Origin of the sequence: Clostridioides sp. ES-S-0006-03, assembly GCF_020662275.1 — a bacterium.
Classification (GTDB): Bacteria; Bacillota; Clostridia; order Peptostreptococcales; family Peptostreptococcaceae; genus Clostridioides.
Window position 1 is genome coordinate 216,589 of record NZ_JADGMM010000007.1, and the last position, 18,928, is coordinate 235,516.

Here is an 18,928-nt window from a genome sequence, read left to right on the forward strand (position 1 = left end):
GTAATTATGAGAAAAATTTTATCTTTAGGAATTGTTGCAACACTAGCAGTAGGAATGTTAACAGGATGTTCAATGGATGGACCAGGTAAATCAGAAAAGAAGGATAATTCAGCTAAGAAAGATTTAACTATAGGGGTATCTACAATAACTCTTCAACATCAATTTTTTATAGACATTGATGAAGGGATAAAAGAAAAAGCTAAAGAACTAGGTGTAAAAGTCATAGTAAATGACCCAGACCAAGATGTAGCTAAGCAAACATCAGCTATAGAAGATTTTATACAACAGGATGTAGATGGAATGATAGTACTTGGAACAGATAATTCAGCTATAGTACCAGCTGTAGAGGGAGCATTTGAAAAAATGCCTGTAGTTACAGTAGATGCTGTATTAAATACTGAAAATATTACAAGTTATGTTGGAACAGTTAGTTACGATGCTGGTAAAAAATTAGGCGAATACACTAAAAAGTATATAGATGAAAACTTAGGTGGAAAATCAGAAATTGCAATAGTAACAGATTTAAAATCTCAAATACAAATGCAAAGAATAGATGGGTTTAAAGAAGCATTAAAAGGTTCAGCTAATGTTAAAATATTAAACTCACAACCAGGATATGATAGAGAAGAATCTCTTAATACTGTAGAAAACTTAATTCAATCTAATCCAAATGTAGATATAATATATGCAACAGCTGAAAATAGTGTATTAGGAGCTAAAGCTGCACTTGAATCTGCAAAAAATAAGGATGTTAAGATTGTAGGATTTGATTTAACTGATGAAGCAGCAACTGGAATAACAGATGGAACTGTTCTTGCTATGATTCAGCAACAACCTAAAGAAATGGGACGTTTGGCAGTAGAAGCAGTAGTAAAGGCTATAAAAGGTGAAAAGGTAGAGAAAAATATACCAGTACCAGCCTTACTTTATGATAAAGAAAATATAAAAGACTTTAAGAATTAATAAAAAATAAGATTATTTAAAAGAAATCCTATCTAAAAAGGAGTGTCATTATGAGTAATATAATTCTAAAGTTAAGTAATATTGCTAAGGAATTTCCTGGAGTTAGGGCGTTGGATAATGTTAATTTTGAGTTATTTCATGGCGAAGTTCATGCACTACTGGGTGAAAATGGTGCTGGTAAATCAACAATGATAAAGATTTTAACTGGTGCACATGCAAAGACTGCTGGTAAATTTATTTTTGAAGGAAAAGAGATAGAAAATATATCACCAGATATTTCTAAAAAAATAGGTATAAATGCCATATATCAAGAATTAACAGTATTTGATGAATTGACAGTAGCACAAAATATTTTTATGGGAAAAGAAATAAATGGCAAGGTCTTAACTAATGATAAAAAAATGAATGAAGAATCTAAAAAGATTTTTGACAATATGGGAATAGATATAAATCCAAGTAGCTTAGTCAAAGAACTTAGTATAGCTCAAAAGCAAATGGTTGAAATAGCAAGAGTTTTATCATCAGAAACTAAGGTATTGATAATGGATGAGCCAACATCTTCAATAAGTAAAAAAGAAACTGAGATACTTTTTAGACTTATAAATGATTTAAAGAGTAGTGGAGTTAGTATAATATATATTTCTCATAGAATGGAAGAACTTTTTGAGATTTGTGACAGAATAACTATAATGCGAGATGGGAAAACGATTTCGACTTTGAATACCAAAGAAGTATCATCTGAGGAAGAATTAGTTAATTTAATGATAGATAGAAAATTAGACCAATTTTTCCCTAAAAGAAAGGTAGAAATCAAAGAAGAAATTATGAGGGTAGAAAATCTAACTAAAAACAATGTTTTTAATAATGTCAGCTTTAATATAAGAAAAGGAGAAATTTTAGGAATAGGTGGATTAGTTGGAAGCAAGAGAAGTGAAATCGTAGAGGCTATATTTGGACTTAGAACATATAGTTCTGGGAAAATATATTTAAATAATAAAGAAATTAAATTTAAAACACCATCGGATGCAATTGAAAATGGTTTAGGTTTGATAACAGAAGATAGAAAGGGCACTGGATTATTTTTACAGATGAGTGTCAAAGAAAATACAACTATGGCAGGATTAAAGAAAGTATCTAAATTTAAATCAGTTATAGATAGAAAAAAAGAAAAAGAAGTTTTAGAAAAATACATAGAAGCTTTAAAAATAAAGACTCCACATATGAATCAGGTTATACAGAGCTTAAGTGGTGGTAACCAACAAAAAGCTATAATAGCCAGATGGCTTTTATTACAACCAGACATATTAATTATGGATGAACCGACTAGAGGTATAGATGTAAATGCTAAAGCAGAAATATACAATCTAATGGGTGACTTGGTAGAGGATGGCGTAAGTATCATAATGATATCTTCAGAGATACCAGAGTTGATATCAATGAGTGACAGGATAATGGTTATGAGAGAGGGTCATATAAGTGGCTTTTTAGAAGGTGAAGAAATGGTTGAAAATAATGTATTAAAATTGGCTTTTGGAGGTAAAATTAATGAGTTCAATAACTAAGCATAAAGAAAATGCTTCATCTCCATTATTATCAAAATTAACAAGTGTATTTAAAGACCAGGGGAGTGCAGCTATAGGACTTGTAATAATTTTTATAATAATGAGTGTAGCTTCATCTAATTTTTTAACTTTAGATAATTTAATTAATGTTGGAAGACAAATATCAATAAATGCAATTCTTGCAGTAGGGATGACTTTTGTAATAATTACAGGAGGAATAGACTTAAGTGTAGGAGCAGTAATTGCTTTAGTAGGTACATTTTGGGCTACAACAGTAGTGAATTACAATGCACCTGTATGGGTGGGTATGTTACTGGCATTAGCAATTGGAACAATACTAGGTATCATAAAAGGTGCAATTATTTCAACACAAAAATTACCACCATTTATCGTAACTTTAGCTATGTTGACAATAATAAGTGGAGCAAGCTTTGTGTTTACAGGAGGGAGACCTATATCAGTAAACACAGATGCATTTAAGATGCTTGGTAGAGGATATGTTGGACCAATACCAATACCAGTTATAATTATGATTATAGTCGTAATAGCAGGACATTTTCTCTTAAAAAGAACTGATTTTGGACGCCATGTACATGCTGTAGGTGGGAATGAAGAAGCAGCTAGACTATGTGGAGTAAAAGTAAATAAAGTCATAGTTAAAGTATATGCCTTAGCTGGATTATTAACAGCTTTAGCTGGAATAATATTATCTTCACGTTTAGCATCAGGTTCACCAACTGTTGGAGATGGAGCCGAATTGGATGCTATAGCAGCAGTTGTGCTTGGAGGTACTAATATGATGGGTGGTTCTGGTTCTATAGTAGGTACATGTATAGGTGTTGGAATAATAGGAATATTAGGAAATGGATTAAACCTATTGAGTGTATCTTCATATAATCAGATGATTATAAAAGGTTTGGTAATGTTATTTGCTATATGGATAAATAACATAAAATTAAAAAAATCAGCTAAAGTAAAATAATAAATATTACTTAACTAGTAAGCTATAAGAATTATTAGTTTTGCATAGGTGCTAAATAAAAAGGATAGGTATTAAATAAAAAGAAAGATTGTAATTTAAGCAGAGGATATTAACTTTGAAATCTTAAATGTGAAAATAAATCTTGGGAGGAAATATGAAAAAAATTCTCTTAGATACATTAAATAGCAATAAAAAAGAATATATAGACTATTTAAAAGAGCTTGTAAGTATCAAAACCGAAGATGTAGGTCATGGAATACTAGGTGGATTTGAAAAGGAAGGTCAAGAATATATTGAAAAACTTGCAAATTCCATAGGTTTTAGTGTAAATAGGCAAGAAATGAGCGAAGATTTAATTAAAAAGGCAAAAGACATATATAAAGAAGGTAATCTAGGTCACAATTATGATGATAGATATAATTTAATATGTAAGTACAGTGATAATTTGCCTGGTAAGACAATAGTTTTTAATGGTCATGTAGATACTATGCCACCTGGTGATATAAAAAAATGGAGATATAATCCATATTGTGCTACAGAAGATAAAGGGAAGCTTTATGGACTTGGAACTGCAGATATGAAATCTGGTCTAATGGCTTCAATATTAGCTGTAAAACTTATAAAAGATAGTGGCTTAAATATACCTGGCAATATAAAGGTAATGTCGGTGGTAGATGAAGAAGGCGGAGGAAATGGAACTATAAATGCAGTTATGAATGGAATTGATGGAGATTACTGTGTAATTTGTGAACCATCAGAGAAGGACATAATAATTGCACATATGGGATTTGTATTCTTTGAGGTTGAAGTTAAAGGTGTATCTCTCCACTGTGGAAGTAAGTGGGAAGGTGTAAATGCTATAGAAAAGGCAATGTTATTACTCCAAGATATAAAAGAGTTAGAACATAATTGGCTTATGAGGTATAAACATGCTTTATTACCTCCACCTACAATAAATCTAGGCGTAATAAATGGTGGAACAGCAGGTTCTACTGTACCAGATAAATGTGTATTTAATTTATGTGTACATTTCTTGCCAAATACAATGAGTTATGAGCAAGTTGTGGAAGATATAACTAAGGTTATAATGACAAGAGCTGATGGAGATTTGTGGCTTAAAGATAATAAACCAGAGATAAATATATATCAATCAGGATTAGGTTTTGAGATGGACAAGCAATCTGAATTTATAGTTAATACTCAAAAGATATTAGAAGAAACCTTAGAAAGAAAGCTAAATATAAAGGGGTCAACGGCTGGAAATGATGCAAGACTGATGAAAAACTTAGCTAAAATCCCAACACTAATATTAGGGCCAGGTTCAATAGAACAATGTCATTCAATAGATGAGTATGTTGAAATTCAAGAGTATTTAGACAGTATACTTATGTATGCCAGTCTAATATTAAACTTATAAAAGTAGGAGGAATATATAGATGAAAAAAGTATTAATAGTAGGGGAATCGTGGGTAAAAAATATAACTCATATAAAGGGATTTGACACATTTGTTACAACACATTATGAAGAAGCAGTAAAATGGTTAAAAGAAGCAGTAGAGTCTGGAGGATATGAAGCAGTTCATATGCCTGCACATGTAGCAGCAGACAGTTTTCCATATAAATTGGAAGAGTTAAATGAGTATGATTGTATAATATTATCTGATATAGGTTCTAATACATTCTTATTATCTAATAGTACATTTATAGATTGTAATAGTAAACCAGATAGACTTGAGTTAGTTAAAGAGTATGTAAATAGCGGTGGAGCATTAATCATGGTAGGTGGATATATGTCATTTACAGGTATAGATGCAAAAGCTAGATTTGGAGAAACTGCTATCAAAGATGTATTGCCAATAACAATGATAGATAAAGATGATAGGGTTGAAAAACCAGCAGGAATAACTCCAGTCGTTGTTGATTCTGAACATCCAGTTTTAAAAGATATACCAAAGGAATGGCCACAGTTTTTAGGATATAATAAGACAATAGCTAAAGATAATTGTCCTGTGCTAGCGACTATTGGAGGAGACCCATTTGTAGCTGTTGGCGAATTTGGAAAAGGAAAATCTGCTATCTTTAGTTCTGATTGTGCACCTCATTGGGGTCCAAGAGAATTTACTGATTGGAAATATTATAATAAATTATGGGTTAATATGCTTGATTGGTTAACATGCTAAAAATTTTATAAATTTAAAAGACCTCTTACTTGATAAAGTGTAATTTACAAGTCAAGAGGTTTTCTTATATAAAATGATTATAATATAGAAGCTATTTAAAAAATAATTATTTTATATAATCAAATAATATAATTATTAGTCTTATGGAGGAGAATATGGTTAATATAAATGATTTAAATAAAAAATTTATAATGGATTATATAGATAAAATACAAGGAGAGTTAAGAGATATATCAGATAAAATATGGAAAAATCCAGAACTTCAATATAAAGAATATTATGCTTCAAACTTACAAAAAGAATATTTAAAAAAACATGATTTTAGTGTAGATGAATTAGAGGATATGGATACAGCATTTGTAGCTAGCTATGGAGAAAGTAAGCCAGTTATAGCAGTTTTAGGTGAATATGATGCATTAGATGGTTTGTCTCAAAAAGTATCCATTACAAAAGAACCTATTTCAGATGGTGGTGCGGGTCATGGTTGTGGACATAATTTACTTGGTACGGGTTCAATAGGAGTTGTAATTGCAATAAAGGAACTAATCAAACTAAAAAAATTGAAAGGAACTATAAAATATTATGGATGTCCAGCAGAAGAAGATTTGTCAGGAAAAGTATTAATGATAAAAAAAGGTTTCTTTAATGGAATTGATTGTGCATTTAGTTGGCATCCATTTGATATAAACACTCCAATAAGAATTCCAACTCTTGCTAATTATTCTGTAAAGTTTAGATACAAGGGTGTTAGTGCACATGCAGCACAAGCTCCTTATAACGGAAGAAGTGCACTTGATGCAGTGGAACTTATGAACATAGGCTGTAACTATTTAAGAGAGCATATATTTGATAGCTGTAGAGTTCATTATGTAACTACTAATGGTGGAAAAATGCCAAACATAGTTCCAGACTTTGCAGAAGTATGGTATTACATAAGAGGCGTTAAAATGGAGCATGTAAGAGATATATTTGACAGAATTGTTGATATAGCAAAAGGAGCAGCATTGATGACTGGTACTAGTATGGAATATAATATTGTAAGTGGAGTATATGACTATATTCCAAATACAATATTAACAGATGTTTTATCAAAAAACATGAAATTGATAGGAGTACAAAAGTATGATGAAGATGACTACTATTTTGCAAAAAAATTAGTTGAAACAGTTTCTATAGATAAAAGAATTAATGTGTCTAGTGTATTAAGTGGAAACAAGGAGATTACTAAGATGAATCTACATGATGAAGTTACAGATGATACCTTTACTCATAATAACTGTATATCACTATCATTAGATATTGGAGATGTTAGTTACATAACTCCCACAGCACAATGTTCTTGTTCAGTTTGGCCTATTGGTATTTCTGCTCATACATGGCAATCTTGCGCTAGTGCAGGTTCTGACATGGGATTTAAAGCGATGTTGTTAGCATCAAAATCTATAGCATGTTCAATAAATGATGTAATGCTTGATGAATCTATTGTAGATAAAGCAAAAAAGGAATTAAAAGATACTTTAGGCAGTTTTGAATATACTCCAATTATTTAAAAATTAACTTAATGTAAGTAAGATTGAATTGTATGAATTAGTATAAATATATATTGAGAGCCATAGGAACGACTAATTCTAAGACACAGACAAAAGTAAAAATAATTGATTATGGTGGATATACATATACTTTAAAAGAAATACAGGAAAGTTATTTACCAGAGTTGAAGGAAAAGAATTTAATTTCAGGCTCAATAAAAGGACTTATAATTTATAAGTCCTTTTATTATATTTATTCTTTGTTTGTAATTAATTTGATTATCTTAGGCTCAGTTAAATTATAGATTCCTCTGAGAAACAGCATGTCATCTATTATTAAAAATATGTAAGAATAGTTTATAAATATTTGGTTTTCAATATTATTTATTATATCCATTTTATTGATGGATGAGGAATGGCTCTGCCTTCCTTAATTACAGATGTTGTAGGGAAACCAATTGTACAGGCATCAAAGCCATATTCACCTGTTGGTACTCCTAAAATATCGCAAAAATCTTTATTATTACTTAATCTTCCTATTACACTAACAAGTTCAAAACCTAATCCTAAAGCAGTTGCTTTAAGCCACATATTCTGCATAACATGAGATAATGACTTTTGTTCTATGGCTGGTATTCCACGACGTTCTGCCACAATAATAAGATAAGGTGCTGACCCTACACCAAGAACCCCTTTTTTAACTTGCATCTTTAAAGAAGTAATGAAGGATTGTAGAGCTATGTCATTATCGGCCTTCTTCTCATGGGTTGATATTTGAGTTTTAATAACATCAATAAGAATAGTTTTTATTTTATCCATTTGTAAACTGTTATTTGAGATAACAAAGAAATGTCTGAAATCTGTTTGTTTTGCTACTGCAAGTATTGCATAAGGTGCAAGTCTTCCAGTTTCAATTATTTTTTCAACCAGTTCTTTTGAAGGTACTTCTTTTGTAAAACTTCTTATGGATCTTCGAGTTCTTAATAGCATATCCAAAACTTCATTAACATTGTTTTTATCTAAATTGTTCATTTTTATCCTCCATTAATACTTATTCTTAAGATATCCTATAATGTATTCATATAAAGGCGAAATTTTAGGTCATATTAAACATTTACTTCAAATCAATTCGCTATTTTTTATGAACACATTGTTGATTAATAATCTATATGTATATTATAATATGTATATTGATTTATGCAATGAACAATAATATTTAAATTGTTAAGTAATAAACATTTAATATAAAATTGTCAATTAAAATTAAAAAAATTTATATAGAGCGAGGAAATAATTCATGAAAAAAGTATCTGTTGATAGAAGAACAATACGTACTAAAAAAATGATTAGGTCTGCATTAGCAGAGTTAATAGATGAGAAAGGATTTAACAATATATCAGTTACTGACTTAACTCAAAGGGCAGATATAAATAGAGGAACCTTCTACCTGCATTATGTTGATAAGTATGACTTGTTAGAGAAAATTGAAAATGAAATAATACAGGAAATTGAAGAAGAGACTAAGCACCTTGATTCAGTCAACATGATGAACATGGATGCCTCAAATGAACCTCTTCCATTTATGGTAAAGCTTTTTGAATATTTTAGAAAAAATTCAGTAATTATTAAATCTATTTTAGGTCCAAAAGGTGACCCTACCTTTGAAAGAAAAATAAAAAAATTTATTGAAATCAATTTGTTTGAGAAACAAAAATTAAAAAATTTTAACATAGATGAGGCAATAATTTCGGAAGAATATTTTATACAATATATACTTTCAGCGGACTTAGGTGTAATTCAATATTGGCTTGAAAAAAACATGAAAGAATCTCCTGATGAAATGGCACTGATACTTGCTAGAATGTCGTTACTTGGTCCATTAAGAGCAGTAGGTATTCGTAAAGACTCATAAAAACCATCAGAAAAATAATTCTAAACAATGAATTATAATTTTATTAATGATATAATAATAATTAATAAAAAATAGAGAAATAATGACTTGTTCAAATGCAAAGGATATACTACTGTTAAATGATATAAGTAACTTAGAGATAACACATAGTAAGTCAAAAGGATATATAACATTAGTAAGTAAAAAAGAGTAAAAACTTACATAATGTACTATATAATAAATGATTTAGAAAATAAATATAATGAGTTTATAGATAACAAAGTAAATATTTATGTAAGTCACAATACTTTTTATAAACCATAAAGAAGTATTGAGAATATAAAAGAGTTAAATGTGATATTTATAGATATAGATTGTTACAATACAAATTATAATTTATTATATAAAAAGTAGTACAAGAAGGAGTATTTATGTTTGGATATGTTAAAATAAACAAAATGGATTTAACATTTAGAGAATATGACCATTACAAAGCTTATTATTGTGGGTTATGTAAATATCTAAAAAGAAATCATGGAGAAATCTCAAGGTTTTCTTTAAACTACGATATAACATTTCTAATTATCTTATTAACTTCAGTATATAAGCCAGAGTCTATAAGTACAGAAGAAGTGTGTGTAGTCAGTCCATTTAAGAAGAAAAAGATAATAACAAATGATATTACCGAATATGCAGCAAGTATGAATGTTCTTTTAACGTATTATAAATTGGAAGATAATTTAATGGATGATAAACGCATAAAAGATAAATTAGCATATTATATATATAAAAACAAATTAAACTTAGCCTATGAGAAATATCCTGAAAAAGCTGAGTATATAAAGCAACAATTAAATGAATTAAATAAGTTAGAAAAGGACAAAAATATAAATATAGATGAAGTGTCTAATGTCTTTGGAAATATAATGGGAGAAGTATTTGCATATAAAAAAGATGAAAATGAGAGAAATCTAAGAATGATAGGCTTTAATATAGGTAAATATATATATTTACTAGATGCATATGAAGATTTAGATGAAGATTTTAAGAAAGGAAGATATAATCCTTTTATAGAATATATAGATAAAAATGATGAGTTAAAAGAAAAAGTAAAAAAAATAATTGTAACATCATTAGGTTTTTTAGCTAGGGGAATTGATAATTTAAATCTAAATAAAAACGTTGGAATAATAGAAAATATAATTTATTCTGGAGTTTATTTAAGATACATGAATATATTAGAAAGTAGAGGTGGAAAGAATGTACAGTAATACTTATAATAATGAAAATTTTATGAGAGCAAGAGCTTTTATGGAAAATAGTGAATTTAAAAAAGCCTATGATTTTTTAAAAACATTAACTGACAAATGTGCAGAGTGGTATTATCTAACTGGTTTTTCTGCGATGAATATTGGATATTATGAAGAAGGAGAAGACTTCTTAAAGAGAGCAAAATTCATGGAGCCTGAAAATCAAGAATACAATGATGCACTTAGAAGTTATACACAATATAGAAATGAATATAACAATAGAGCTGATAATTATAATAGAAGAAGACGTAATGATTTAGATGGATGTTGTTGCTGTTGTTGTGATGACTGTTGTTGCTGTCTAGGTGATGATTGTTGTGAAAACTGCGCTAAACTTTGGTGTCTAGATTCCTGTTGTGAATGTTTTGGTGGAGATTTAATATCTTGTTGTTAGGATGATAAATATGAGTATAAAAGTTGCTTATGGAGGAGTTTTATTAGCATTAAATGTGATACTGTTAACTCTTACAAATATTATTCCTGTAAATACATTGTTTATTATGGGGTTAGCATCGCTTTTAGTATCAATTGTAATAATGGAATGGGGATTTAAAAGTGGAATTGCTTTTTATATAGGTTCTGTAGCATTAGGATTTATAGTAATGGCAAGTAAATCTCAATGGATTGTATATTCTCTTACTTTTGGGATATATGGTATTGTTAAATATTTTATAGAAAAAGATAGGTCAATATATATTGAGTATCTTATGAAAGTAGTATTTGCAAATATAATGATAGTTATATTGTACTTTATATTAAGGACAATAGTTTATATTCCAATAAATATTATTATAGTAGCTTCATTTGAGGTAGCCTTTATAATATATGATTATGTATATAGTTCTTTTATAGATTATTACAATAATAGACTAAGAAAGATGTTATTTAAAAATAACAACTGACTTAATGTTTTACTTTAGAATGGTTTTAATTTTTATATGAATAATACATTTGCAAAGGTACATTGAAATATAAAAATAAAATTAACATATGTATGAGTTTATTTAATAAAAAAGGCTTTGATTTTTATATCAGAGTCTTTTTATGTTGTTATACAAACTTTTAATGTTTTAGCAATAACAATTTTTATATTTGAAATAGATACTTACCATCTATGAACTAAAATATATAATATGAATAAAAATAAAGGATATCACTTCAATGATGACATCCTTTATTATAATAAGACTTTTGTTGTATAAGTCTTTAAAAGAGCTAATATAAATTAAATATCTACCATATTAACATCTGTAGATAAAGAATAGATAATGTCTTTTCTTTCTACTATTATTTCAACATTTTTAGAAATTTCCTTATTAAGTGATATTTGAGCCAAAAGTTCTTTTGTAGGATTTATTGCTATTGGATTTCCAACTCTTTTTAGCATATTTATATCGCCATTAGTATCTCCATAAGCGTACGAATTTGATAGGTCTAAATCATATTTTACAACAAAATCATTTATAGCGTTATTTTTACTTATAGAATCCCACATTGGTATGACTGTTCCTGTAAATATATCATCTTCAAATACATAATCACTTCCTAAGAAGTCAGTTACATTGTATTTTTTAGCCATTTTTTCAACCAAAAACCCAGGGCTGCCAGAAATAAAGATAACTATGTGACCTTGATTTAAATGCCAATCTATTCTTGAACGTGTGTATTTATAAACTCTATCTGCTTTTAATTTAATTACTTGGTCACTTGTAAAATTAATGCAAGTTTTGTCTAAGCCTTTTAAGGAGTCAACATAAAGATTACATATTTCTAGTAAGTAATCATCATAGTTGCCTTGTCTTTTATCCCAATCCATAAATGTATCTCTGGCGTGTTTATACCAATTTTTTTGGTCAATTATATCATATTTAATTAATTTCTTAAAATGTTCAACCATAAGAGAGTCCCTATAAAGAGTACCATCTATATCAAAAAAAGCTGCTATATTTTTCATAAAAACCACCTCAATTAATCATTTCCTTATATTATATTATAAATTATACCTAAGTTGTTAAAATATATGTATAATAATTTATATATTAAAAAACAAAGATTTTAAATTTTAAAGGACGTGATTGTATGAATTTTAATTTTGCAAAGGTTACAAATTCTAGACTTATGGGGAGCTTGGGTCTTATAATAAATTGGATAGACAATAAAAACAATCACTTTTGTCAATATTTTTTATTGGATGCAGAAGGATTAGGTCTGGCGGATTATGTGAGTTTAAAAAATCCAACACAAGAAGAAGCTTATAGGGAAGAAGAAAGATTAATGGGTGGATTTGGCTCAGATAGAATTGGATTAACAGAGGAGGAATCTCTGTTTTTAGTATCTTATTTTGGAAATAAGAATATTTGTTATAACAAGATATTGCCAGGAGATAAATGTGAATACATTGACATTATAAAAAATTATAAAACAGATTTAACTATAGAAAAATTATATAATAAAATATGTAAAAGAGTTGATGAGGAAGTTGAATTCATAAACTATATGACTATGAGGTTTATAGCATGGGATAGAGAAAGCTTAAGATACTTTTCAGGAAGTGAAGAGATTGCAAATATGCATATTACAAATATCAATGGTACATTACTTAAAAATACAGTAAGTAATAAAGGACAAGGTAGGTATATTAGTGAGGCTTTATATGAAGATAATGATGGGTATTATACATGTAAAATAGCCTTTTGTATAAGTAAATGTAATGATACTGGTTTTAAAATCAATTCTATGCTAGTAACAGATAAAGAGCCTATGTACGATTTTGAAGTTTTTGATGAAATTTCTAAGAGTGAATTTGTAAGTGTATATAGCGTAAGTTCACCTGAGGAATTTGCAAAAGTATTTTATGAAGAAAATCCGTTCTTATTAAAAAGTAATATGAATGAAGGTATATTTTTTACTAGATTTAATTTTAATAATGACCATGTTAAAGAAAATGTATATATAATAAATAATGATATGAAAGCTATATATTACTTAATGGGAAACAAGTTTTTTATAGGGACTTATAGTGATAATGATTGTAATTGTATTAATGAAATAAGTCAGTCTAATTATAGCAAATATATTAAATTTGAAGAGAAATTTTTCTTTGAGCAAAATGCTTTATACGATTTTGCAGAGTCAGATTCAATAGACTTTGATGATTTTTTGGAATAGTATATGATTTTTGACATTATTTAAGCGAGATTAACTGAATTTAATCTCGCTTAAATTTATTTCTATAATATTGGGGGAATATTATGAGGAATACATTTATTATTGTGGTCAATTATTAAAATTTTATACAATTTATATAAAAATATTTTATTTCTTTTTTTTATAATATTTGCCAATATTGGTTTTTAGCATACCGTATCTCAACATATTACTAGATATATAGGGAGTAAGATATATTTTATGATTGTTATATGATGAAGCAATGAAGTTTTATAATGAAAATAAAATAATCTTAAAGAGTCATGAATGATAGTTATAATAGAATTACTAGCTTTTATTTATTTGTAAATATATTAGAATCATACCAGTTCCAGAAAAGTAAAATACACATATTTTATTCAAAATAATGCCTACTATAAACAAGATAATGACTTGTTAGAGTCATTATAACATAGAGTTAGTAAACTTAAGTTGAGAAATGCCAAATAAATCCAAAAAATATGAGAAAGAGTGTAGACCATGTATCCTTGACAATCTAAAAGAGAAGAAAACGCCAGCATGTTTTTTTGTATAGTTAATGAAGATATAAGTGATGTAATTGACTACTCCATTCAAGGATTTGTGGGTTACTTCCATAAACATCAAACAAATAGTGATATGCAGGGATATTTTTTAAGTATTAAGTTAAATGTAAATAAAAAATCAGATAAAATTTTATTTTATCTGATTTTTTATTTACATTTATTTTATTAGATTATGTTAATATTTTTTGACTAAATAAAAGGATATTCAATCAAAATTTTATACCTATAATAATATTGGGGGAATATTATGAGGAATACATTTACTATTATGTTCAATTATTAAGGTCTTATACAATTTATTTAAAAAATAAAAATATTTTACATTTCTTCCTCATCAAACTCCTCAATATTAGTTTGTGGCATGCCTTGTATAGACATATTACTAGAACCATAAGGAGTCGGATACATGTTAGAAGGCATATTACTAGGCATAACTACAGGCATACCATTCATTGTATTATGACATATAACACCTGGTATCATCATAAGTACATTAGGAGGCATATTTTGATTACATGATAAGTTAGGAATACCCATGTTATTCATATTATATCCCATATTATTCATGTTGCCAGACATGTTATTCATATTATACCCCATATTATTCATGTTGCCAGACATATTGTTAGGCATACCCATATTGTTATTCATGTTACCAGACATGTTATTAGGCATACCCATATTATTATTCATATTACCAGACATGTTATTAGGCATACCCATATTATTATTCATGTTACTAGACATGCTGTTAGGCATACCCATATTATTATTCATGTTACCAGACATGTTGTTAGGCATACCCATATTGTTATTCATGTTACCAGACATATTAGTGGGTACACCCATATTGTTCATATTATTAGATGTATTATAGTTCATGTTGTTAGGCATATTGTTTGGAGTAGATGTGTTGTAGTTCATATTTCCAGATGTATTATTTGTGTTAGGCAAGTTGTTTGGAGAATTACTACTTTTAGGATAATTATTTACGCTATTAGGATAAATGTTACTTATATTCTGATTATTAGGTATTTTTGTATAACCACTAGGGATTTGTGGGTCATTTCTCAACTCATCTTGAGGAATTTCTTCATTAGTAATATAATCTGCATAATTAGCAGGGTCTAAGTAAGGCATGTAGCTAGTATCTAAGTTCTTTTTTTTCTTATTACTCATATTAAACTTGCACCTCCTAGAAAAACTATAAAAAAGTTTACAAAAACTTATTCTAATAATATATATATTAAAAAACTCCATAATATGTGCATTCTAATTATTATTAAATAAATAAAAAAATATTGTTGCGAAATTAGATATAATAGCATATAATGAACATATGAACAGTTATTCATATATTAAAATAATGGAGGATTATATAATGAGAGAAGAGATAAATGATTGTAGTTGTAATATAATACATGAGGAAATAGTAACAGAAGCTAAGTCAACTATGCCAGATGAAGAAATGTTATATGATTTAGCAGAATTATTTAAAGTATTTGGAGATACTACTAGAGTAAAGATATTATATGCATTATTTGCAAATGAAATGTGTGTATGTGATATAGCAAGTTTATTAAATATGACTCACTCTGCAATATCTCACCAACTTAGAGTATTAAAACAGGCTAGGTTAGTAAAATTTAGAAGAGAAGGAAAGACGGTATATTACTCATTAGATGATAGCCATATAAGTCAAATATTTGACTGTGGATTAAATCATATTAGAGAGACTTATAAATGATAAATGAGAGGAGTGAATATATATGGAAGCAAATAATATAATTAAAAAGGAATTTGTATTAGGAGGATTGAATTGTGCGCATTGTGCAGAAGAGATTAACAACAAAGTTTCTAAGCTACAAGAGGTTAAGTCTTCTAATCTAAATTTTATAAATAAAAAACTTACAGTAAATATAGAAAATAGTTTTGATGAAGAAAATACTATAGAAAAGATAATAGAGATAATAGATTCAACAGAACCAGGACTTAATATACAAATAAGCTCTAAAGACAATACAATAGCCAACAAAACATCAGCTAAAAAGGAGCTTATATTAGGAGGGTTAAATTGTGCACATTGTGCAGAAGAGATTAACAACAAAGTTTCTAAACTAAAAGAGGTTGAATCTTCTAATTTGAATTTTGTAAATAAAAAACTTACAGTAAACATAATAAGTACTTTTGAAGAAGATGCTGTTATAAATAAAATAAAAGAAATAATAGACTCAACAGAACCAGGGCTTGATATACAAGTAGAGTCTTCTGACAAAACAAAATCTAGAACGGTTGAAAAGTCAGAAACTGTGAGCGATGCAAATAAAAAAGAATTAATTCCACTTATAATAGGAGCTCTTGTATATATTTTTGGTATATATCAAACAGCAACAGGATTTGAAAGTCAATTTAGCAATATAGTATTTATAGTTGCTTATGTGATAGTAGGTGGAGATGTACTTTTAAGAGCAATAAGAAATATATCAAAAGGAAGAGTATTTGATGAAAACTTCTTAATGGCTCTAGCAACAGTAGGGGCATTATTAATAGGAGAACTATCAGAAGCAGTAGGAGTTATGCTTTTCTATAAGGTAGGAGAGTATTTACAAGGTGTTGCGGTTGGAAAGTCTAGAAAGTCTATAACTTCACTTATGCAAATAAGACCAGATTATGCAAACCTAAAAGTTAACTCTGAAGTGAAAGTAGTATCTCCAGAAGAAGTAAATATAGGTGATATAATAGTAGTAAAACCTGGTGAAAAAGTGCCATTGGATGGTGTAGTAGTAGATGGAGTATCTATGTTAGACACTTCTGCACTTACAGGTGAGTCTGTATTAAGGGAAGTTGAAAAAGGAGACGAAATTTTATCAGGTGTTATAAATAAGAATGCTTTACTTACTATTGAGGTTACAAAGAGCTTTGGAGAGTCAACAGTTTCAAAAATACTTGACCTTGTTGAAAATTCTAGCATTAAAAAATCAAAAACAGAAAATTTTATATCTAAATTTTCAAGATACTATACTCCAGTAGTAGTTATAGCTGCTTTATTGATAGCATTTGTACCACCACTTGTTATTTCAGGTGAAGTATTTAGTGATTGGCTATACAGAGGGTTGATATTCTTAGTTGTTTCTTGTCCTTGTGCATTAGTTTTATCAATACCACTTAGTTTCTTTAGTGGGATTGGATTTGCATCTAAAAATGGAATACTTATAAAGGGAAGTAATTACTTAGAGGCTTTAAGAAGTGTAGATACAGTAGTGTTTGACAAAACAGGAACTCTTACTAAAGGTGTGTTTAATGTAACTAAGTTAAATCCTGTGGGAATATCAGAAGAAGAATTATTGCAATATGCAGCTCTTGCAGAAGTAAATTCAAATCATCCAATAGCAAAGTCTATATTAAGCTACTATAGTAAAAAAATTGATTTAAATACAATAGATAGTTATGAGGAAATAGCAGCCTATGGAATCAGAGTAAAATACAATGGTCAACTTATATTGGCAGGTAATGAAAAACTTATGAAAAAGGAAAATATACTCTATTCACCAGCTAAAGAAGTAGGAACAGTAGTGTATATTGCTGTTGATAAAATGTATAGAGGTTATATAGTTATATCTGATGAGATAAAAGAAGATAGTAAAAATGCCATAAGAAGTTTAAAATCAATAGGAGTAAAAAAAGTTGTAATGTTAACTGGAGATAATGAAAAAGTAGCAAAAAACATTGCTAAAGAGTTGGAGTTAGATACAGTTTACTCTAATTTACTTCCTAATGAAAAGGTAGATAGACTAGAAGAGTTGTATGAAGGTAGAACAGAAAAAGAAAAAATAGCTTTTGTTGGTGATGGAATAAATGATGCACCAGTTTTAGCCAGAGCAGATGTTGGTATAGCAATGGGAGGTTTAGGTTCAGATGCAGCTATTGAAGCAGCAGATGTGGTACTTATGACAGATGAACCAAGTAAAATATCTAAAGCCATTGAAATAGCAAATAAGACTAATAAGATAGTATGGCAAAATATAATATTTGCTCTAGGTGTAAAAGTTATAGTTATGGCATTAGGAGCTGGAGGAATAGCTACTATGTGGGAGGCTATATTTGCTGATGTAGGGGTAGCACTTATTGCAGTACTAAATGCTATGAGAGCTATGAGATAATATGTAAGTTAAAAATGAATAGATTATAATATTAAAAGATAGATAATAAAAGAAGAAGTATTGATAAGTTTATTCTAACTGTATTAATACTTCTTCTTTTATTATTATATTTATTTACATTTATTTCTATATTCTTATTTATTGTCTGTATTTTCTACTGTATTTTTTCAATCTATATAGGGATAATTCTATTATAACTGTTGAATTTGTATATAGAAATATTTAAAATATTAATAGTTAAGATAAGCAAATGTGATTTTTTATAAAAAATTATAAATATATTAAAATTGATTGAGACTATGGTATTACTACATTATGATGGAATATATGACAATGGAAATTAAAAAAACTTAAAAAAAAATTTAAAAAGTGTTGACGAATTATTTTTAAGGTGATATAGTATTACTTGTCCTTAAGAAAAGGGCAAACATGAAAAATGAACTTTGAAAATTAAACAGTAGGTTAATTTATAAAAACAAGAAACAAACCATAAAGCCAGATATTTAGATAACAATAGTATCTGAGCCTGATAAACTTTTATTTGAGAGTTTGATCCTGGCTCAGGATGAACGCTGGCGGCGTGCCTAACACATGCAAGT

Annotated in this window: 17 protein-coding genes and 1 rRNA gene; 15 read left to right on the forward strand and 3 right to left on the reverse strand. The window is 28.3% G+C overall.

Annotated elements, in window-relative coordinates; genetic code table 11:
• Positions 1–6 precede the first annotated feature (6 nt).
• The 6 genes from IR151_RS11795 (at position 7) to IR151_RS11820 (ending at position 7,237) form a co-directional block, all read left to right on the forward strand.
• Positions 7–963: a substrate-binding domain-containing protein gene (locus tag IR151_RS11795; protein WP_227434714.1), complete on the forward strand. Its 957-nt coding sequence runs from the start codon at positions 7–9 to the stop codon at positions 961–963.
• Positions 964–1,013: 50 nt separating this feature from the next.
• Complete coding sequence (locus IR151_RS11800; RefSeq protein ID WP_227434715.1) at positions 1,014–2,525, forward strand: sugar ABC transporter ATP-binding protein; 1,512 nt, start codon at positions 1,014–1,016, stop codon at positions 2,523–2,525.
• Positions 2,509–3,507 carry an ABC transporter permease gene (locus IR151_RS11805; protein ID WP_227434716.1) on the forward strand — a complete coding sequence of 333 codons (999 nt, stop codon included), beginning with the start codon at positions 2,509–2,511 and terminating at the stop codon, positions 3,505–3,507. The genes IR151_RS11800 and IR151_RS11805 overlap by 17 nt, the downstream gene beginning before the upstream one ends.
• Before the next feature lie 154 nt (positions 3,508–3,661).
• On the forward strand, positions 3,662–4,924 hold the full coding sequence (locus tag IR151_RS11810; protein WP_227434717.1) for a M20 family metallopeptidase: 1,263 nt from the start codon (positions 3,662–3,664) through the stop codon (positions 4,922–4,924).
• A gap of 19 nt (positions 4,925–4,943) precedes the next feature.
• Positions 4,944–5,687, forward strand: a complete 744-nt coding sequence (locus IR151_RS11815) for a glutamine amidotransferase (RefSeq protein WP_227434718.1) — start codon at positions 4,944–4,946, stop codon at positions 5,685–5,687.
• 164 nt (positions 5,688–5,851) lie between these two features.
• Positions 5,852–7,237 (forward strand): M20 family metallopeptidase, encoded by a 1,386-nt coding sequence (locus IR151_RS11820; protein WP_413927360.1) that lies wholly within the window; start codon positions 5,852–5,854, stop codon positions 7,235–7,237.
• Between the two features lie 366 nt (positions 7,238–7,603).
• On the opposite strand, the gene IR151_RS11825 is transcribed toward IR151_RS11820, so the two are convergent.
• Positions 7,604–8,248 carry a nitroreductase family protein gene (locus IR151_RS11825; protein ID WP_227434720.1) on the reverse strand — a complete coding sequence of 215 codons (645 nt, stop codon included), beginning with the start codon at positions 8,246–8,248 and terminating at the stop codon, positions 7,604–7,606.
• A 265-nt stretch (positions 8,249–8,513) separates the two neighbouring features.
• Between IR151_RS11825 and IR151_RS11830 the strand changes: the two genes are divergently transcribed.
• The 4 genes from IR151_RS11830 (at position 8,514) to IR151_RS11845 (ending at position 11,319) form a co-directional block, all read left to right on the forward strand.
• Positions 8,514–9,128: a TetR/AcrR family transcriptional regulator gene (locus tag IR151_RS11830; protein WP_227434721.1), complete on the forward strand. Its 615-nt coding sequence runs from the start codon at positions 8,514–8,516 to the stop codon at positions 9,126–9,128.
• Positions 9,129–9,538: 410 nt separating this feature from the next.
• Positions 9,539–10,378: a DUF5685 family protein gene (locus tag IR151_RS11835; RefSeq protein WP_227434722.1), complete on the forward strand. Its 840-nt coding sequence runs from the start codon at positions 9,539–9,541 to the stop codon at positions 10,376–10,378.
• Positions 10,368–10,811: a hypothetical protein gene (locus IR151_RS11840; RefSeq protein WP_227434723.1), complete on the forward strand. Its 444-nt coding sequence runs from the start codon at positions 10,368–10,370 to the stop codon at positions 10,809–10,811. The genes IR151_RS11835 and IR151_RS11840 overlap by 11 nt, the downstream gene beginning before the upstream one ends.
• A 10-nt stretch (positions 10,812–10,821) precedes the next feature.
• A complete protein-coding gene (locus IR151_RS11845) occupies positions 10,822–11,319 on the forward strand; it encodes a hypothetical protein (RefSeq protein ID WP_227434724.1) in 498 nt (165 codons plus the stop codon).
• Positions 11,320–11,642: 323 nt separating this feature from the next.
• Here IR151_RS11845 and IR151_RS11850 read toward each other — a convergent pair whose 3' ends face one another.
• Positions 11,643–12,371, reverse strand: a complete 729-nt coding sequence (locus IR151_RS11850; protein WP_227434725.1) for an HAD family hydrolase — start codon at positions 12,369–12,371, stop codon at positions 11,643–11,645.
• 125 nt (positions 12,372–12,496) lie between these two features.
• Between IR151_RS11850 and IR151_RS11855 the strand changes: the two genes are divergently transcribed.
• Positions 12,497–13,585: a hypothetical protein gene (locus tag IR151_RS11855; protein WP_227434726.1), complete on the forward strand. Its 1,089-nt coding sequence runs from the start codon at positions 12,497–12,499 to the stop codon at positions 13,583–13,585.
• A gap of 478 nt (positions 13,586–14,063) precedes the next feature.
• A complete protein-coding gene (locus tag IR151_RS20475) occupies positions 14,064–14,159 on the forward strand; it encodes a DUF6485 family protein (protein ID WP_227434727.1) in 96 nt (31 codons plus the stop codon).
• A 328-nt stretch (positions 14,160–14,487) separates the two neighbouring features.
• On the opposite strand, the gene IR151_RS11865 is transcribed toward IR151_RS20475, so the two are convergent.
• Positions 14,488–15,348 carry a hypothetical protein gene (locus tag IR151_RS11865; protein WP_227434728.1) on the reverse strand — a complete coding sequence of 287 codons (861 nt, stop codon included), beginning with the start codon at positions 15,346–15,348 and terminating at the stop codon, positions 14,488–14,490.
• A 202-nt stretch (positions 15,349–15,550) separates the two neighbouring features.
• On the opposite strand from IR151_RS11865, the gene IR151_RS11870 reads away from it, so the two are divergent.
• From IR151_RS11870 to IR151_RS11880, 3 genes are all read left to right on the forward strand, one after another.
• The gene (locus IR151_RS11870; RefSeq protein ID WP_227434729.1) at positions 15,551–15,916 is read left to right on the forward strand and encodes an ArsR/SmtB family transcription factor; all 366 of its coding nucleotides are present in this window, start codon (positions 15,551–15,553) and stop codon (positions 15,914–15,916) included.
• Between the two features lie 22 nt (positions 15,917–15,938).
• Complete coding sequence (locus IR151_RS11875) at positions 15,939–18,329, forward strand: heavy metal translocating P-type ATPase (protein ID WP_227434730.1); 2,391 nt, start codon at positions 15,939–15,941, stop codon at positions 18,327–18,329.
• A 537-nt stretch (positions 18,330–18,866) separates the two neighbouring features.
• A 16S ribosomal RNA gene (locus tag IR151_RS11880) occupies positions 18,867–18,928 on the forward strand; the annotation flags it as partial.

Bases quoted from the DNA above. Each gene is read 5' to 3' on its own strand.
- IR151_RS11800 (WP_227434715.1), top strand. From the start codon at position 1,014: ATGAGTAATATAATTCTAAAGTTAAGTAATATTGCTAAGGAATTTCCT.
- IR151_RS11825 (WP_227434720.1), bottom strand. From the start codon at position 8,248: ATGAACAATTTAGATAAAAACAATGTTAATGAAGTTTTGGATATGCTA.
- IR151_RS11855 (WP_227434726.1), top strand. From the start codon at position 12,497: ATGAATTTTAATTTTGCAAAGGTTACAAATTCTAGACTTATGGGGAGC.
- IR151_RS20475 (WP_227434727.1), top strand. From the start codon at position 14,064: ATGCCAAATAAATCCAAAAAATATGAGAAAGAGTGTAGACCATGTATC.
- IR151_RS11845 (WP_227434724.1), top strand. From the start codon at position 10,822: ATGAGTATAAAAGTTGCTTATGGAGGAGTTTTATTAGCATTAAATGTG.
- IR151_RS11870 (WP_227434729.1), top strand. From the start codon at position 15,551: ATGAGAGAAGAGATAAATGATTGTAGTTGTAATATAATACATGAGGAA.
- IR151_RS11830 (WP_227434721.1), top strand. From the start codon at position 8,514: ATGAAAAAAGTATCTGTTGATAGAAGAACAATACGTACTAAAAAAATG.
- IR151_RS11805 (WP_227434716.1), top strand. From the start codon at position 2,509: ATGAGTTCAATAACTAAGCATAAAGAAAATGCTTCATCTCCATTATTA.
- IR151_RS11810 (WP_227434717.1), top strand. From the start codon at position 3,662: ATGAAAAAAATTCTCTTAGATACATTAAATAGCAATAAAAAAGAATAT.
- IR151_RS11795 (WP_227434714.1), top strand. From the start codon at position 7: ATGAGAAAAATTTTATCTTTAGGAATTGTTGCAACACTAGCAGTAGGA.
- IR151_RS11875 (WP_227434730.1), top strand. From the start codon at position 15,939: ATGGAAGCAAATAATATAATTAAAAAGGAATTTGTATTAGGAGGATTG.
- IR151_RS11840 (WP_227434723.1), top strand. From the start codon at position 10,368: ATGTACAGTAATACTTATAATAATGAAAATTTTATGAGAGCAAGAGCT.
- IR151_RS11835 (WP_227434722.1), top strand. From the start codon at position 9,539: ATGTTTGGATATGTTAAAATAAACAAAATGGATTTAACATTTAGAGAA.
- IR151_RS11850 (WP_227434725.1), bottom strand. From the start codon at position 12,371: ATGAAAAATATAGCAGCTTTTTTTGATATAGATGGTACTCTTTATAGG.
- IR151_RS11865 (WP_227434728.1), bottom strand. From the start codon at position 15,348: ATGAGTAATAAGAAAAAAAAGAACTTAGATACTAGCTACATGCCTTAC.
- IR151_RS11815 (WP_227434718.1), top strand. From the start codon at position 4,944: ATGAAAAAAGTATTAATAGTAGGGGAATCGTGGGTAAAAAATATAACT.